The sequence below is a fragment of the Rhabdothermincola sp. genome, from assembly GCF_036846205.1.
GTDB lineage: Bacteria > Actinomycetota > Acidimicrobiia > Acidimicrobiales > Acidimicrobilacustridaceae > Rhabdothermincola.
Genome location: NZ_DAIUCK010000039.1, coordinates 1 through 15,562, shown reverse-complemented (window position 1 = coordinate 15,562; position 15,562 = coordinate 1). Strand labels below are relative to the sequence as shown.

The window sequence follows — 15,562 nt, the reverse complement described above, 5'->3', positions numbered from 1 at the left end:
CGTGGAAGCCGGGCGAGGGTCAGTCCAGCGGGGCGAGCGAGGCGAACGCCCGGGCCCGGTCGATCTTCGCCTGGCGCTCGTCGATGCCGGCCCGGCCCACCAACGCGTAGCTGTCGGCGAGCTCGGGCTTGACCGCCCCGTCGTCGTCGAGCATCCAGGGCAGCGCGAGCCGGCGCGGCACCCGAACGGTCTCCGGCCGCTCCAGCGTGCCGAAGAGCTTGTCCCACAGCGGGATCGTCACGCCGTGGTTGGCCATGGGGTGTCCGAAGTGGTGGTGGAAGTGATGCCGCCGCACCCAGGCGCCGTAGGGGCCGGTCGGAGCGCGCAGGTGCGCCACGGCGTGCTGGTACTCGTAGAAGAAGTAGCCGCACGCCCAGCCGACGGCCACCGCGATCCCCACCCGGGGGCCGCCCACCAGCCAGCCCAGCGGCATCCAGCCGAGGAAGCCCACGGTCAGCATCCCGGCCCAGCTCATGAGGTGGGTCCGGTCGAAGTGCCACGAGGAGTGCACGTGGTGCTCGAGGTGCTCCCGGCTCATGATCCCCTTGCCGTGCAGGTGGTGCATGGCGAAACGGTGGAGCAGGTATTCGGCGAGGGTCCAGAGGAACGCGCCGAACCCGAAGGCCCCGAGAACCACGATGATCGCCGTTGCGGTGTCCACCGGTCGTGCTCCTTCCTTCTGTTGCGGTGCCGGCCTTCTGTTGCGGTGCCGGATGCTCAGCGGGCCCAGTCGTGGGCGAGGGTGCGGGCGGTGGCCAGAGCGGCCGGGTCCGCACCCCATCCGAGCAGCAGGGCGGTGGTGAGCTCTCGCCCGAGCGCGGCTTCCGTGGTGGGCAGACCGGTGGTCAGCCGCTCGGTGAGGAGCGCCCCGTTGAGGGCCACGATCCACGCCAGGGTGCGGAGCAGCGCGCCGTCCACGGGCTGGTCGAGTGGATCGCTGGCCGGCTCGTCCGACCGCAGCGCTCCGGCATCGGCTGCGGCGGCGAGGAGGCGGCGGGGTACGTCGAGCACCGCCATGGCCGCAGGCACCACCGAGGCTGCATCCGCGGTGTCTTCGACCTCGGAGTTGACGAGCAACTCCTGCTGGAGGCGGAACTCCTTGGGGTAGCGGCGTGGGGCGGCCAGGAACAGGTCGGAGAACGCGATCAGCTTCGCCAGCGCCGCCACCTCGGCCGGTGGTGCAGGGGAGAGCTCGGTGAGGGCGTCCTCCCAGTCGGCGACGTGCTCCTCGGCCACCGCGGCCAGCTTGTGGAGGGCTCGTCGCTGCAGCGCGGCCAGCAGGGCGCTTCGTGACGGGAAGTAGGTGTAGAGCGAGGCCGGTGCGTAGTCGGCGGCATCGGCCAACGCGGCCATCGTCACCCCGGCCACACCGTGGCGCTGGACGAGATCCGCAGCCAGATCGAGGAGGTGACCCCTGCGGGCTTCCCGTTTCCGGGCCCGCCGGTCCAGCACTTCGCCCGTCCGCTCGTCGATTTCCGAATGCACGTCGGAAATCGTAGAACCATCGGTGGGTGGGCGTCAAGGTGGTTGGGGTCAAGGGGTTGGGCGTGGAGGCATCGCACCCCGGTGACGTGGACCAGTGCACCGCGGAGCGGTAGAGAGCGGACATGGTGATGCAGCAGACGTTCACGATCCGCACCCACGAGCGGGAGGCGCTCTACGACATCACCCGCGAGGTGCGCAAGGTGGTGGCCGGCAGCGGGGTGCGCACCGGCGCGGTGGCCGTCTACGCGCAGGGCGCCACGGCGGCGATCATGATCCAGGAGAACTGGGACGACAGCGTGCAGCGCGACGTGGTGCGCCTGCTGGCGCAGCTCGTCCCGCCTGGGGTGTGGGAGCACGATCGCCAGGACGGCAACGGCGACGCGCACCTGAAGGCCGGCATCGTCGGCCCCTCCGAGACCATCCCGATCATCGACGGCGAGCTCGGCCTGTCACGGTGGCAGAACGTCTTCCTCTGCGAGTTCGACGGGCCCCGCGCCGCGCGGCCCGTCGTGGTCACGGTCCTCTCGGCGGCTATCTGAGGCGATGCCTGCCTAGGGTGACCGGATGACCGAGCCTCCGACCCTGCCGCCCGGCTCCGTGGAGCACCCGTTCGCCGACTTCCTGGGCTTCGAGGTCGAGGTTCCCGAACCGGGACGATGTCGTGCCGTGCTCGAGGTGCGGCCGGAGCACCACAACCCCAACGGCGTCCCCCACGGCGCGGTGCTGTTCGCGCTGGTGGACACCTCGATGGGCGGGGCCACCATGAGCGTGCTGCCGCCGGATCGGTTCTGCGCCTCGATCGAGGTGCACCTACGGTTCCTGCGCCCCGCCATCGGCGGTCTGCTGCTCGCCGACACCCGGGTGGTGCGGGCGGGCAAGCGGATCGTGCAGCTCGAGTCGCGCCTGTTCGCCGCTGATGCACCCATCGGCGAGGATCCGTCGACCATCGCGGAAGACGAGCACCTGGTCGCCACCGCCACGGGATCGTTCGCGGTGCTCGGCGGGCCGAGCGGGCGAAGCTCCTGACGTCACCGTCAGATACGGTTGGGATCCTTCATCGTCGACAGGGGGTTCCAGTGCCCGGCGAAGCACTCGTCTTGGTGGACGACCCGGCACCGTTCGTGCGCCGCCTCACCCTCAACCGGCCGGAGAAGCGCAACGCCCTCAGCAACCGGCTCCGGGGCGAGCTCTTCGACGCGTTGCATGCGGGGGACCTCGACCGTGAGGTGCGGGTCATGATCATCCGGGGTGCGGGCCCGTGCTTCTCGGCCGGCTACGACCTCGCACCCGATCCGAACGACCCGCTGCCGTGGTACACGGCACCGGGCGACGGCCAGTGGCCTCGGCACGTGGTGGCGGGTTGGTTCGACATCTGGGACCTGGCCACGCCGGTCATCGCCCAGGTGCACGGCTGGTGCCTGGCGGGCGGCAGCGAGCTGGCGACCGCGTGCGACCTGGTCTACGTGGCCGAGGACGCGCAGATCGGCTACCCGCCCGTGCGGACCATGAGCACCCCCGACATGCAGTTCCACCCTTGGCTGATGGGCATGCGGGTCGCCATGGAGCAGATGCTCACCGGTGACGCGCTGAGCGGCGCGGACGCGGCACGGGTCGGGTGGGCCAACCGGGCGTTCCCGGCGGCGGACCTCGAGCGCGAGGTGTTGCGCATCGCGGAGCGGGTGGCGGCCATCCCACCCGACCTGCAGCAGCTCAACAAGCGCTCGGTGCACCGGGCGATGGAGGTGATGGGGGCGCGCACCGCGATCCGCTACGGCTCCGAGATCCTGGCCCTCGGTCTGCACCAGCGATCCTCGAAGGAGTACCTGCGGGACATGGTCAACGGCAGACTCGGCGACGCGCTGGCCAGGCGGGATGCCCCGTTCGGCGATTACGGCCAGGCGACCACGGCCGACGGCGACGCAACCGCAACCCCGAGAGAGGAGAGTGCCCGATGAGTACCACCGATGCCGCCTCGCGCCCCGCGAGGGCGTTCGACGCGGACAACCACTACTACGAGGCCACCGATGCGTTCATCCGGCACGTCGACCCGAAGATGCGGGGCCGGTGCATGCGCTGGGCCGAGATCGACGGTAAGCAACGGCTCCTCGTCGGGGGAAAGATCAACCGCTTCATCCCCAACCCCACCTTCGATCCGGTGTCGAAGCCGGGCGCGCTCATCGACTACTTCCGAGGGAAGACCTCGATCACCGACCTGCACTCGGCGTTCGGGGAGCTGGACCCGATCCAGCCCGCCTACCGCGACCCTGCGGCGCGAGTGGAGGTCATGGACGCGCAGGGGCTCACCGCGGCGTTCCTGTTCCCCACCCTGGGGGTGGGCATGGAAGGCGCGCTCAGCGGCGACCGGCCTGCGCTGCTGGCCGCGTTCCGGGGGTTCAACCGTTGGCTGCTCGACGACTGGACCTACGACTACCAGGGCCGGCTGTACGCCGCGCCCTACCTCACGCTCGCCGACGTGGACTGGGCGGTGGAGGAGCTCGAGTTCGTGCTCGCCCACGGCGCTCGGATCATCAACATGAGACCCGGGCCGATCAGCGATCCCAGCGGCAATCGCAGCTTCGGCCACCCGTCGCACGATCCCTTCTGGGCCCGGGTGAACGAAGCCGGCGTCACGGTGGCCTTCCACGCCGGCGACGCGGGCTACGGCTTCATGCTCGAGCAGTGGGGGGTCAACCCCGAGTTCCAGGCCTTCCGCCTTCCGGCACTGTTCCAGTTGCTGACCATGTCGCCGATCGCGGACACGGTGGCGTCCTTCCTCGCCGACGGGATCTTCCTGCGTTTCCCCAACATCCGGGTCGCCACCATCGAGAACGGCTCGGAGTGGGTCCGTCCCCTGTTCGGCCGGCTCAAGAAGTCGTTCCAGATGCGTGGCCCCATGTGGCAGGAGGATCCCCGAGAGACCTTCCGACGGCACGTGTGGGTGGCCCCCTTCTACGAGGACGACCTGGTCGAGCTGCGGGAGCTCATCGGCGTCGACCGGATGATCTTCGGTTCCGACTTCCCGCACGCCGAGGGGCTGGCCGACCCGCTCAGCTACGTCGATGACCTCGTCGCTGCGGGATTCGACGCCGCGGAGATCGACAAGGTCATGTACGCCAACGCGGCGTCGCTCGCCGTCCCGGCCGCCTGATCTCGGGCCATCGGGTGCCGAGGCGGTGGTGTGCTCACCGAGCCGACCTTCGACCCTGTGATCACCAGCTTGCCGGTCGTATCGTCGAGATCGGTGCAGACCCGCTGGCCCAGCGAGGAGGAGGCACCATGACGGATGCGATGGGCCCCGGCCCGGTACAGACACCGGTCCGCCAGGCCGATGTGTTCGCGTGGCGCATGGAACGGGATCCCCTGTTGCGCTCCACCATCACCGCGATCACGGTGCTCGACCGCGCGCCGGAGCGCGCCCTGCTGCTCGACCGCCTGGAGCGGGCCACCCGCCTGGCGCCGATGTTCCGTGAACGGCTGGTGCCGGCGCCCCTGCCCCTCCCGCTCGCCACGCCGACCTGGGCGCTCGACGCGGACCTCGATCTGTCGTGGCACGTGCGGTGGGTGGCGCTGCCGGCACCGGCATCGCTCGACGCGGCCTTCGACCTGGCTCGCATCGAGGGGATGACCGCGTTCGATCCCGCCCGACCGTTGTGGGAGCTGACGGTGGTCGAGGGACTGCCTGGGGGCCGGGCGGTGATGATCATCAAGGTCCACCACTCGCTCACCGACGGGATCGGCGGTATCCAGCTCGCGGAGCACGTCGTCGACCTCGAACGGGAACCGGCCGACCGCGGTCCGCTGCCCCCGCTGCCCACCGCCGGACCCCGTGCCACCGACGCCGAACGGGTCCGCGAGGCGCTGGCGCACGACTTGGCGGTCGTCGCTCGAACGGTCGCGGGAGGGCTACGCCGGCTTCCGACCGGGGTGAGGCGCGCGGTCACCGACCCGGTCGGCACCGCTCTGGGCGCAGCTCGCACCGTCGCTTCGATCGCCCGCTTCGTGGCCCCGGTCACCCGCACGCTGTCACCGGTGATGACCGAACGGCGGTTGGTGTGGCGTTATGCCGCTCTGGACGTGCCCTTCGACGACCTCCACGCCGCGGCGCACGCGGTGAGTGGCACGCTCAACGACGCCTTCGTGGCCGCGGTAACGGGCGGGCTGCGGCGCTACCACGAGCGCCACGAAGCGCGCATCGAACAGATCCGCATGACCATGCCGGTGAGCGTGCGCACCGAGGACGACCCGGCTGGTGGGAATCGCATCACGCTGCTGCGCTTCCCGGTACCCGTCGACGATCCCGATCCGCTGACGCGCATGATCGCCATCGACCGGCTGACTGCCGGCCTGCGGCACGAGCCGGCGATCGGCTACTCCGAGGTGATCGCCGGTGTGCTCAACCTCCTCCCGCCGGCCATCACGGGGAGCATGCTCAAGCACGTCGACGTGCTGGCGTCGAACGTCCCTGGCTTCCCGCTGCCGGTGTACGTGGCAGGGGCCCGGGTGGAGGGGTTCTATGCCTGCGGGCCGACCATCGGTTCCTCGGCGAACATCACCCTCATGTCGTATGCGGGCACGTGCTGCGTGGGGGTGACGACCGACGCCGGTGCGGTCCCCGACGCCGATGTCTTCCTCGACTGCCTGCGGGAGGGTTTCGACGAGGTCCTCGCGCTGACGCCGGGGGCTCGCAGGGCGACTGTCCGTGCTCGTTCCTGGGCCGCGAACCCCGAGCGGTCGAGCTCGCCGAAGTCGACCGAGGCGGTCAGGCCCTCCGCAGGTCAGGCATGATCTGCTCGACGAACTCCTCCACCCGGGAGCGGCCCTCACTCGGCCACCCGCACACGAGATAGCCGACTCCGGTGGCCGCCAGCGCTTCGGCGTTCGCTCGCACCTCCGGCCAGGGCTCCGACAGGCTCAGCGAGGCGGCACGGGCGATGGTGGCCGGGTCCCGGCCGAGCTCCTCGGCGAATCGGTCCACGAGCGCGCTCTTGCGAGCGATGGTGGCCGGGTCGCCGAAGGTGTGCCACACGTCGGCGTGTCGGGCCACGAGCGGCAGCATCTTCCGCTCGCCGCTGGCACCCACCCAGATCGGTGGGTGCGGTCGCTGGACCGGTGGGGGACGGAGGACGGCGTGCTCGATCGTCCAGTGGCGGCCCTCGAAGGAGAAGTCCTCCCCGCCGAGGAGACCCTTGATGATGGTCAGTGCCTCGTCGAGCATCTCGATGCGCTCGGCGGTGGGGGGAAAGGGGATGCCGAGGGCACGGTGCTCGGGCTCGAACCACGCTGCGCCGAGGGAGAGCTCGAGCCGCCCTCCTGACGCGTGGTCGATGGTCATCGTCTCCGCGGCGAGCACCGAGGGATGGCGGTAGGTCACCCCGGTGACCAGCAAACCCAGTCGCACTCTGCTGGTGTGGCCGCTCAAGGCAGCCAAGGTGGTGTTGCCCTCGAAGCACTCGCCGGGGCCGGAGCCGTACATCGGCTGGTAGTGGTCGAAGCCCCAGATCCCGTCGAAGCCGGCGTCGTCGGCGAAGCGGGCACGCGCGATCAGCTCGGTGAAGGGCATGCGCTGCTGGGCGAGGTCGAGTCCGAATCGCATGGCTGCCAGTGTGGCAGCGCTCAGCTCGCGCCGACCGGTTCGGGTCGACGCTCGCCGGACTCCGGTTCATCGTCGGGTGGCAGCTCGCCGGCGTGTCCTTCGACGTCGACGTCGGGGATGACCCGGTCGAGCCACCGGGGGAGCCACCAGTTGCGATCCCCGAGCAACTCCATGGTCGCCGGCACCAGCAGCATCCGCACGAGAGTGGCGTCGAGCAGGATCGCGGTGGCCAGCCCGGTGCCCATGAGCTTCACGATCCGGTCGCGCTCGAGCACGAAGCTGCCGAACACGAACACCATGATCGCGGCCGCGGCGGTGATGACCTTCGCGGTCGCAGCCAGCCCGTCGGCGACCGACGTGCGGCTGTCGCCGGTGCGATGCCACTCCTCGCGCACCCGCGACAGCAGGAACACCTCGTAGTCCATGGACAGCCCGAACACGATGGCGAAGAGCATCATCGGTACCCACGGCTCGATCGGGGCGGGTTGTACGCCGGTGAGCTCGCTCAGCCAGCCCCATTGGAACAAGGCGATGGCGATGCCGTAGGCCGCACCGATCGAGAGCAGGTTCATGAGCACGGCCTTCAAGGGCACGAGCAGCGAGCGGAACACCACCATGAGCAGGAGGAACGACAGCGCGAGCACGGCGGCGAAGAAGTAGGGCAGGCGCGACGACAGGAAGCTCGCGAAGTCGATGGCGACCGCGACCCGCCCGGTGACGGCCACCTGCACCCCGGCCTGGTCCTCCGCGGGCGGCAGCACCTCGCGGCGCAGCCGGTTCACCAGCTCGGTGGTGGCCTCCTCCTGCGGCCCGCTGGTGGGCACCACGGTCCAGAGGACCGCGGTCGGGCTCGCGGGGTCGTTCGGTTGCGGCGGGGACACGTAGACCACGCCCGGGTCGCGCCCTACGGCCTCGGTGATCGGGCCCAGCCCGCCGGGGTCGGTGCCTGGTGGTAGCTCCGCGACCAGCATCAGTGGACCGTTGAACCCCGGTCCGAATCCCTCGACGAGCAGGTCGTAGGCCCGCCTGGTCGAGGTCTCCTCGGCGAAGTTGCTCTCGTCGGAGAAGCCCAGCCGCAGTCCGAGCACCGGGAGAGCCAGGACGATGAGCGAGAGCGTCCCCACCACGGCGAACGGCCAGGGCCGCTGCTGGATGATCCGGCTCCACCGGTAGGCGGTCGTCTGCTGCCGGGGCTTCGGGGGACGCCGGGGTACCTCGCGCTGGAGGGCCGGCACGACCAGCCCGGTGACGAGGATGATCGCGGCCACCGGCAGACCCAGCATCAGCGGTGTGATACCGAGCCCGATGCCCACCAGCGCGATTGCCAGCATGCCCGCAGCCAGCAGGCCCCGCCAGCGGGTGCGCTCCACCCGCTGGCCGGCGAAGCCGAGCAGGGCGGGCAGCAAGGTGAGCGACGCCACGACGGTGATGCCCACCACCACGGCGGCGGCGACGGCGAGACCCTGGACGAAGTTGACCCCCATCAGGACCATCCCGAGCAGGGAGATCACGACGGTCATGCCGGCGAAGAGCACGGACCTGCCTGCCGTATCGGTGGCGATGGCCACCGAGTCGCGCACGGGTTGGCCGGTGTGGAGTTGCTCCCGGAAGCGGGTGACGATCAGCAGGGCGTAGTCGATGCCCACACCGAGACCGATCATGATTCCGAGGATGGTGGCGAAGTCGGGCACGGCCAGGACGTTGCTGAGGAGCGTCACCATCGCGGTGCCGACGCCGATCCCGAACAGTGCGACGCCCACGGGCAGGCCCATCGCCAGCACCGAGCCGAAGGCGAGGATGAGGATGACGATGGCGAAGGCGAGGCCCAGGATCTCCGATGACGGCTCGTCGAAGTCGGCGAAGACGGAACCGCCGAGTTCGATCTGCAGCCCGTCGAGCCGGGGCTGCTCGGCTCGGATCAGGTCGCGGATCTCCGCGGCGCGGTCGAAGTCCACGTCGTCGCGCAGCTCCACCTCGGCGAAGGCGATCTTCCCGGCGGAGGGGCCCCGGGCTGAGATCTGCCGCGCGCCGCCAGGGGCGAAGGGGCTCTGGACCCGGGCGACACCGTCGATGCGGGCGACCTGGTCGAAGAGGGCCTGCATCCGATCCCGGACCAGGGGGTCGTTCACGCTTTGGTCGGCGAAGAAGACGATGCTGCCGACGAAGCCCGTGCCGAGACCTCCGAAGTCCTGATCGAGCAGGTCGAGCCCCTGCTTGGATTCGACGTCGGGAAGGTTGAACTCCTGGCGGAACCCGCTGCCGATGGCGTTCGACAGCGCGCCGCTCAGGATCAAGACGGCCACCCACGACACCACGACGAGCCGGCGGTGGTCGTGGCACCACGATCCGATCCGTCTGAACATCCTGAGGCCACTCCTCCCGAGCATCGGCTCTCCATGCACCGCTGCATCGCCCGGTGCGGGGTCGCGGTAGAGGCCACCATGCTGCTGAGCGGTGGCACAGGGGCCAAATCGGCTCGGGTGGGGACCCGGAGACCGTCAGCGGGTGGTGGTTGTGGTCACCTCGACCCGGTCACGACCATCCCGCTTGGCTCGGTAGAGCGCCTGGTCGGCCCGGCTGAGGAGCTCGTCGATGCTCTCGAAGCCGTCCCACTGCGCGAGTCCTGCGGAGAAGGTGATCGGCCGCTCGGCCGGGAGCTGGCGGACGTGGGCGAGCAGGTCCTCGACCAGCGCTGCGCCACCGGCGAGGTCGGTGTCTGGCAACACCAGGCACAGCTCCTCGCCGCCGTAGCGCGCCCCGAGATCGGTGGCTCGGAGCCGTTCGCGCAGCAGTGTGGCGACACGCCGTAGTACGTCATCGCCGGCCAAGTGCCCGAAGTCATCGTTGTAGGCCTTGAAACGGTCGAGGTCCACCATGGCGATGCACAAGGGTCGCCCGGTGCGGGCCGCGCCAGTTCGTTCGAGCTCCAGCCGGGCGGTCAAACCTCGACGGTTCGGGAGGCCGGTCAGCTCGTCGATGGTGCTCAGTTCACGGAGCCGGCTGAGGATCTCGCCCCGGTCGATCAACAACCGCAGCGAGGTGACCGCTCGGTCCAGGATGGCGCGAGCGACGAGACGCTCGCCGAAGGGGCTCCAGCGTCGGGACACCACCAGGACGAGGTCGCCGTCGAGCTGTTCGGCCACGAACGCCGCTCCCCCCGAACGATGAGTGATCGTGAGCCGGTCGGCGATGACGTGCTCGAGGTCGAAGCCGTCTGCCCAGCCGGTCGCGCCGGGATCGGGTGTCGCCGCGGCGACCGCCGGTTCACCGTCATGGGGCACCCGGAGGAGCCACAGCTGGTCGGCTCGCACCACGGCGAGCAGGTCGGGGAGCACCAGGCGCAGGCCTTCTTCGTCGTCGTCGACCTGGCTCGCGATCGCGGCGATGGACGCCAGCCGCAGCGAGTTCCCGATGCCGTCGATCGCGGCCCGGGCCAGCGCGTACACCATGAGCGTGGTCCCGCCCCACAGCGCGACGGTGGTGGCGGCCAGCGCCACCAGCGCTCGCCCGGTCGTGCCGTCGATCGTCGCGGTGGTCAAGGCGACGAGGACCGCGAGCAGGAAGGCGGCACCGAGCATCGCGCGGTTGCCGATCACCGCGGTCACGAGGACCGGGATCAGCAGCGCGAGCCGGTAGGTGGTGGGATCGCCGAGGCCGACGGCGAGGCAACCGATCGTGGCGATGCACAGCAGCACGAGCGCCATGGCCATCCGTGGGCTGGTGACCCGTCGCCCGCCGGAGCGGAAGAGGTGGATGGCCTCCCGCCCGAGCAGCACCACGAACACCGCCAGCATGGCGAGGCCCGCTCCCAGCCAGCCAGGCCGCCGCCCGAGGTCGGGGAGCAGGGGCATCATCGCCAGCGCCCCGACGACGCCGCCGACCGCGAGCCCCACGAGCTGCCAGGCGATGGTCGAGTAGGTGGGGTTGTCGGGGTCGGCGCGGAACGCCAGCAGGCGATGGTCACTCGTTCCGCTCATGATGCCCCCCGCTACACGGCCCTGCAGGCCGGATCGGATCCGCCACTATGGAATGTCGGACGAATGGTTCACGAGCTTGAGGCGGGTCGTTCCCTCAGGCTCGGGCCATCGTGACGAGCCCGGCAGGTCGGTTGCTCGGGGGGCTCGCTGGGGCTTCGGGTTCGATCTACGGTCACCACGACCGAGCCGATCATGAGGAGAGGGTCGTGACGACCGAGCCGAAGGACGCGACCGAGGCCACCCGTGAGGTGAACGAGCGCGTCCGGGCCAGCGAGTGGCTTGATTGGGACGACGATCGAGACCGGCAGGCCGCGACCCGCGGCTTGCTCGCCGCTCTCGATCCCCCGGTCATCACCACCGGCGACGGACGATCGGTCTGGGATCTGGAGCCCTACGCGTTCCTCGAGGCCGAGGAGGCTCCGCCGACGGTGAACCCGAGTCTGTGGCGGCATGCCCGGCTCAACATGCACCACGGGCTGTTCGAGATCGCCGATGGGCTCTACCAGGTGCGCGGCTACGACCTGTCGGTGATGTCAGTGCTTCGCGGCGAGCGCGGCTGGATCGTCGTCGACCCACTCGTCTCCGCGGAGACGGCCCGGGCTTCGCTGGCCCTGGTCAACCGGCACCTCGGCGAGCGGGAGGTGGTCGCGGTGGTCTACACCCACTCGCACGCGGACCACTTCGGCGGCGTGGAGGGCGTGACCTCGGTCGAGGATGTGCTGGCCGGCCGCACCCGCGTCATCGCCCCGGTGGGGTTCCTCCGCTCGGCGATCAGCGAGAACGTGCTGGCGGGTGCGGTGATGGGCCGCCGGGCCAGCTACATGTACGGCGCGCTCCTGCCTCGGGGACCACGGGGCCAGGTCGACGCCGGTCTGGGCAAGTCCATCTCGCTCGGCTCGTCATCGATCCTCGCGCCGACCGACGAGATCGTCGAGACCGGTCAGGAGCTCACCGTCGACGGCGTCGAGATCGAGTTCCAGCTCACCCCGGGGACCGAGGCGCCGGCGGAGATGAACTTCTACCTCCCCCGGCTGCGAGCCCTGTGCATGGCCGAGAACTGCTCGCGGAACCTCCACAACCTCTACACGCCGAGAGGCGCGGAGGTGCGCGACGCGAAGGCATGGGCTCGGTATCTCGACGAGTCCATCGTGCGCTACCTCGACCGCACCGACCTGGTGTTCACCAGCCACCACTGGCCGGTCTGGGGTCGCGAGGCGTGCCTCGAGTACCTCGAGAAGCAGCGTGACATGTACCAGTACCTCCACGACCAGACGCTGCGGCTGGCGAACAAGGGCTACACGATGCTCGAGATCGCCGAGATGGTGGAGCTGCCCGCCTCGCTCGCCAGGGAGTGGTACTCGCGCAGCTACTACGGCACCGTGAACCACGACGTGAAGGCCGTCTACCAGAAGTACCTCGGCTTCTTCGACGGCAACCCGGCGAACCTGCACCCCCACCCGCCGGTGGAAGCGAGCCGACGGTACGTCGAGTACATGGGTGGCGCGGCGGCGGTGCTCGAGCGGGCCCGGGCCGACTTCGAGCGGGGTGACTACCGGTGGGTGGCCGAGGTGGTGAACCGGGTCGTGTTCGCCGAGCCCGACAACGTCGAGGCCCGGCTCCTGCAAGCCGACGCGCTCGAGCAGCTCGGCTACCAGGCCGAGTCCGCATCGTGGCGCAACTTCTACCTGATGGGCGCGAAGGAGCTCCGGGACGGCATCGTCGAAGCGCCCGGTCGGGGCTTCTCGCTCGGCATGGTCCGGGTGATGCCCCTCGAGTTGCTCCTCGACGCCCTCACCGTGCGCCTCGACGGCGAGCGAGCCGCCGAGGTCTCGCTGGGTATCGAGCTGGTGGTCGACGAACAGGACACGGAGCCCGTGACCTACGCGCTGTGGGTCGCCAACGCGGTGCTGCACCATCGCCGGGGGGTACCCCTGGCCCGACCGGATCTCACCATCAAGGCCTCACGGCTCGATCTCGCCGCCTTGCTCTTCGGGTTGCTGCCCCTCGACGACGCGGTGGCGGCCGGCCGGGCAGAGGTCGACGGTGACACCCACGTGCTGGCCGAGCTGCTGGGGCTGTTCGACTCGTTCGACCCGCACTTCCCGATCGTCACCCCCTGACCCCTGCTGCCGTCAGCCCGCCCCGTTCCGGCATGCTGGGCCCATGGCGATGGCCCGGGTGGCGTTGCGAGGCGTGCTCGCCCACCGGCTCCGCCTCCTGGCGACTGGTATGGCGGTGCTGCTGAGCGTGTCGTTCATGTCGGGCACCCGGGTGCTCGGCGACACGGTACGGGTGAGCCTCGGGGAGATCTGGACCGACACCTACCGCCACATCGACGTGGTGGTCCGCTCCGACCGCACCATCGGCGTGGGTGGTGAGGGCCGCCGTGACCGCCTCGACGCCAGCTTGGTGGACGCGCTGGCCGCGATCGACGGCGTGGCCGCCGCCGAGGGATCGATCGAAGCCGACGTGCGCGTCCTCCGGGCCGACGGACGCCCACTGCGGGACCCGCGGCTCGGCGGGTCCTCGTTCGTGCTCGACTGGCCGGACGCCGAGCAGCTCGACCCGTGGGTGCTCACCGAAGGACGCCGGCCGCAGCGCGCCGGGGAGGCGGTGGTGGATCTCACCGCCGCCCGGGAGGGGCCCTTCACGGTCGGCGACCAGGTGACGATGGTGGTGGCCGGCGAGCCGGTGGTGGCCACCGTCGTCGGCATCGCCTCCTTCGCCGGCGCCGCCCGCTACGGCGGCGCCCCGGCGGTGCTGCTCGAGCAGTCGTGGGCCGAGCGACTGGTGGCCGAGGAGGGGCGGGTCGACCGGATCGACGTCGCCACGGTCGGCGGGGTCGAGCCGAGCGTGGTCGCCGAGCGGATCCGGGCCGCGGGTCTGCCCGGCATCGAGGTGCTCACCGGCGAGGAGCTGGCCGCGCAGCGCCGCGAAGCGATCGGCGAGGTGGTGAACCTGTTCGTCCAGCTCGTCTCGTCGTTCGGCGCCATCGCCCTGTTCGTCGGCGCGTTCATCATCGTCAACACCTTCACCATCATCGTGATGCAGCGCACCCGGGAGCTGGCCCTGCTGCGCGCGCTCGGCGCGTCCCGCCTGCAGATCATCAGCGCGGTCCTCGCCGAGGCGCTGGTGGTGGCGACCGTCGCTGCCCTGCTCGGTGGGATCGCGGGGATCGGTGTGGCTCGCGGGCTGGGCGTGTTGCTCGAGCGGTTCGGGTTCTCGCTCCCCGACAGCCCGCTCGTCGTGGAGCCAGCGGCGTTCGTGGTGCCGATCGGCCTGGCGCTGGTCGTGACCTGCGGCGCGGCGTTGCTCCCGGCCTGGCGGGCATCGCGTACCGCGGCGGTGGAGGCGTTGCGGCAGGCGAGCGTCGAGGAGGTCCACCGCAGCGGCGCCCGGCTGCTGATCGGGGTCGTGCTGGCGGTGGTTGCGGGCGCGCTCATCTGGTCGGCCATGTCCGGCACCGAGGGCATCGCCAGTGCTCTGGTGCTCCTGGCGGCGGTGCCCGCCATCGTCGGCTTCGCCGTCGCCGGGCCGGTGATGGTCCCACCCCTGGTGGCACTGCTGGGTGCGCCGCTGGCGGCCCTGTCGGGTGTGACCGGCCGGTTGGCGCGGCGGAACGCCCTGCGCAACCCGGGCCGCACGTCGTCGACCGCGGCCGCGCTGGTGATCGGTGTCAGCCTGGTGGTCGTGATCGCCGTCGCGTCGTCGTCGCTGGCGACGACCGTGCGCCGGGTGGTGGACGAGACCGTGCGCGGTGACTTCGTGGTGTCGGCGCAGCGGGCAGGGCTCAGCGTGGAGGTGGCCCCGGCGCTCGCCGCGCTCGACGAGGTCGAGGCGGCGGTGGGTGTCCGGGTCGGGATGGTCGGCATCGCCGGTCGCCCGGAGCTCGCCCTCGCGGCCGACCCGGAGGGAGCGAGCCGCATCCTCGACCTGCGCGTGCTCGAGGGCAACCTGGACCTGCTGGGCCCCGGGCAGGTGGCCGTCGCCCGGTCACAGGCCGAGCGCGACGGGGTGGGGGTCGGCGACGAGCTGGTGATCTCGTTCCCGTACGCGCCGGACACCGTGGTGCACGTCGCCGCCGTCTACGACCGGGCCCTCACCCGCAACGGTGAGTACCTGTTCAGCCAGACGGCCTGGGACGAGCTCATGCCCGCCTCGTCCCGGGTGGACGCTCGGGTGCTCGTCCTGTTGGCCGACGGGGTGGACCGAGCCCGAGCCGAACCGGCGCTGCGAGCGGTGCTCGAGCGCTGGCCGGACGCCGAGCTCCTCGACGTCGGCGGCTATCGCGATCAGCAGGTGGGACAGGTCGTCAGCCGGATCTCCTTCCTCTACGTCCTGCTCGGGCTGGCGGTGATCGTCGGGCTGCTCGGTATCGCCAACACCTTGCTGCTCGGCGTGTACGAGCGCACCCGGGAGCTGGGGTTGCTGCGGGCGGTCGGTGCGCGGCGCCGCCAGCTCGGTGCCGCCGTGCTCCAGGAGGCGATCGTGATCGCCTCCCTGGGGG

General features: G+C 70.7%; 12 protein-coding genes. 7 read left to right on the top strand and 5 right to left on the bottom strand.

What is annotated here, in order from left to right:
* Positions 1 to 19 precede the first annotated feature (19 nt).
* Both V7004_RS07575 and V7004_RS07570 read right to left on the bottom strand, forming a co-directional pair.
* A complete protein-coding gene (locus V7004_RS07575) occupies positions 20 to 661 on the bottom strand; it encodes a sterol desaturase family protein (RefSeq protein ID WP_334143132.1) in 642 nt (213 codons plus the stop codon).
* Positions 662 to 717: 56 nt separating this feature from the next.
* Positions 718 to 1,485, bottom strand: coding sequence for a TetR/AcrR family transcriptional regulator (locus V7004_RS07570; RefSeq protein ID WP_334143131.1), 768 nt, complete (start codon positions 1,483 to 1,485; stop codon positions 718 to 720).
* A gap of 128 nt (positions 1,486 to 1,613) precedes the next feature.
* Between V7004_RS07570 and V7004_RS07565 the strand changes: the two genes are divergently transcribed.
* The 5 genes from V7004_RS07565 (at position 1,614) to V7004_RS07545 (ending at position 6,270) form a co-directional block, all read left to right on the top strand.
* Entirely contained in the window at positions 1,614 to 2,024 is a 411-nt protein-coding gene (locus tag V7004_RS07565; RefSeq protein WP_442968024.1) for a secondary thiamine-phosphate synthase enzyme YjbQ, read from the top strand.
* 25 nt (positions 2,025 to 2,049) lie between these two features.
* Complete coding sequence (locus V7004_RS07560; protein ID WP_334143128.1) at positions 2,050 to 2,511, top strand: PaaI family thioesterase; 462 nt, start codon at positions 2,050 to 2,052, stop codon at positions 2,509 to 2,511.
* Between the two features lie 74 nt (positions 2,512 to 2,585).
* Positions 2,586 to 3,440 (top strand): enoyl-CoA hydratase-related protein, encoded by an 855-nt coding sequence (locus V7004_RS07555; protein WP_334143127.1) that lies wholly within the window; start codon positions 2,586 to 2,588, stop codon positions 3,438 to 3,440.
* Positions 3,437 to 4,633, top strand: a complete 1,197-nt coding sequence (locus V7004_RS07550) for an amidohydrolase family protein (protein WP_334143126.1) — start codon at positions 3,437 to 3,439, stop codon at positions 4,631 to 4,633. Before V7004_RS07555 ends, V7004_RS07550 begins: the two co-directional genes overlap by 4 nt.
* A gap of 128 nt (positions 4,634 to 4,761) precedes the next feature.
* On the top strand, positions 4,762 to 6,270 hold the full coding sequence (locus tag V7004_RS07545) for a wax ester/triacylglycerol synthase domain-containing protein (RefSeq protein WP_334143125.1): 1,509 nt from the start codon (positions 4,762 to 4,764) through the stop codon (positions 6,268 to 6,270).
* Here the strand turns inward: V7004_RS07545 and V7004_RS07540 are convergent.
* From V7004_RS07540 to V7004_RS07530, 3 genes are all read right to left on the bottom strand, one after another.
* Entirely contained in the window at positions 6,245 to 7,078 is an 834-nt protein-coding gene (locus V7004_RS07540; protein ID WP_334143123.1) for a TIGR03560 family F420-dependent LLM class oxidoreductase, read from the bottom strand. The genes V7004_RS07545 and V7004_RS07540 overlap by 26 nt on opposite strands.
* A 20-nt stretch (positions 7,079 to 7,098) precedes the next feature.
* A complete protein-coding gene (locus tag V7004_RS07535) occupies positions 7,099 to 9,441 on the bottom strand; it encodes an MMPL family transporter (RefSeq protein ID WP_334143122.1) in 2,343 nt (780 codons plus the stop codon).
* Positions 9,442 to 9,576: 135 nt separating this feature from the next.
* Positions 9,577 to 11,055, bottom strand: a complete 1,479-nt coding sequence (locus V7004_RS07530; RefSeq protein WP_334143121.1) for a GGDEF domain-containing protein — start codon at positions 11,053 to 11,055, stop codon at positions 9,577 to 9,579.
* 206 nt (positions 11,056 to 11,261) lie between these two features.
* On the opposite strand from V7004_RS07530, the gene V7004_RS07525 reads away from it, so the two are divergent.
* Both V7004_RS07525 and V7004_RS07520 read left to right on the top strand, forming a co-directional pair.
* Entirely contained in the window at positions 11,262 to 13,175 is a 1,914-nt protein-coding gene (locus V7004_RS07525) for an alkyl/aryl-sulfatase (RefSeq protein WP_334143120.1), read from the top strand.
* A gap of 43 nt (positions 13,176 to 13,218) precedes the next feature.
* Positions 13,219 to 15,562, top strand: a 2,344-nt coding sequence (locus V7004_RS07520; protein ID WP_334143119.1) for an ABC transporter permease, incomplete at its 3' end; no start/stop codon positions are given.

What these genes read in the sequence shown, in the direction of transcription:
- V7004_RS07565 (WP_442968024.1), top strand. Translation starts at nt 1,614, where the DNA reads ATGCAGCAGACGTTCACGATCCGCACCCACGAGCGGGAGGCGCTCTAC.
- V7004_RS07560 (WP_334143128.1), top strand. Translation starts at nt 2,050, where the DNA reads ATGACCGAGCCTCCGACCCTGCCGCCCGGCTCCGTGGAGCACCCGTTC.
- V7004_RS07550 (WP_334143126.1), top strand. Translation starts at nt 3,437, where the DNA reads ATGAGTACCACCGATGCCGCCTCGCGCCCCGCGAGGGCGTTCGACGCG.
- V7004_RS07545 (WP_334143125.1), top strand. Translation starts at nt 4,762, where the DNA reads ATGACGGATGCGATGGGCCCCGGCCCGGTACAGACACCGGTCCGCCAG.
- V7004_RS07540 (WP_334143123.1), bottom strand. Translation starts at nt 7,078, where the DNA reads ATGCGATTCGGACTCGACCTCGCCCAGCAGCGCATGCCCTTCACCGAG.
- V7004_RS07535 (WP_334143122.1), bottom strand. Translation starts at nt 9,441, where the DNA reads ATGTTCAGACGGATCGGATCGTGGTGCCACGACCACCGCCGGCTCGTC.
- V7004_RS07530 (WP_334143121.1), bottom strand. Translation starts at nt 11,055, where the DNA reads ATGAGCGGAACGAGTGACCATCGCCTGCTGGCGTTCCGCGCCGACCCC.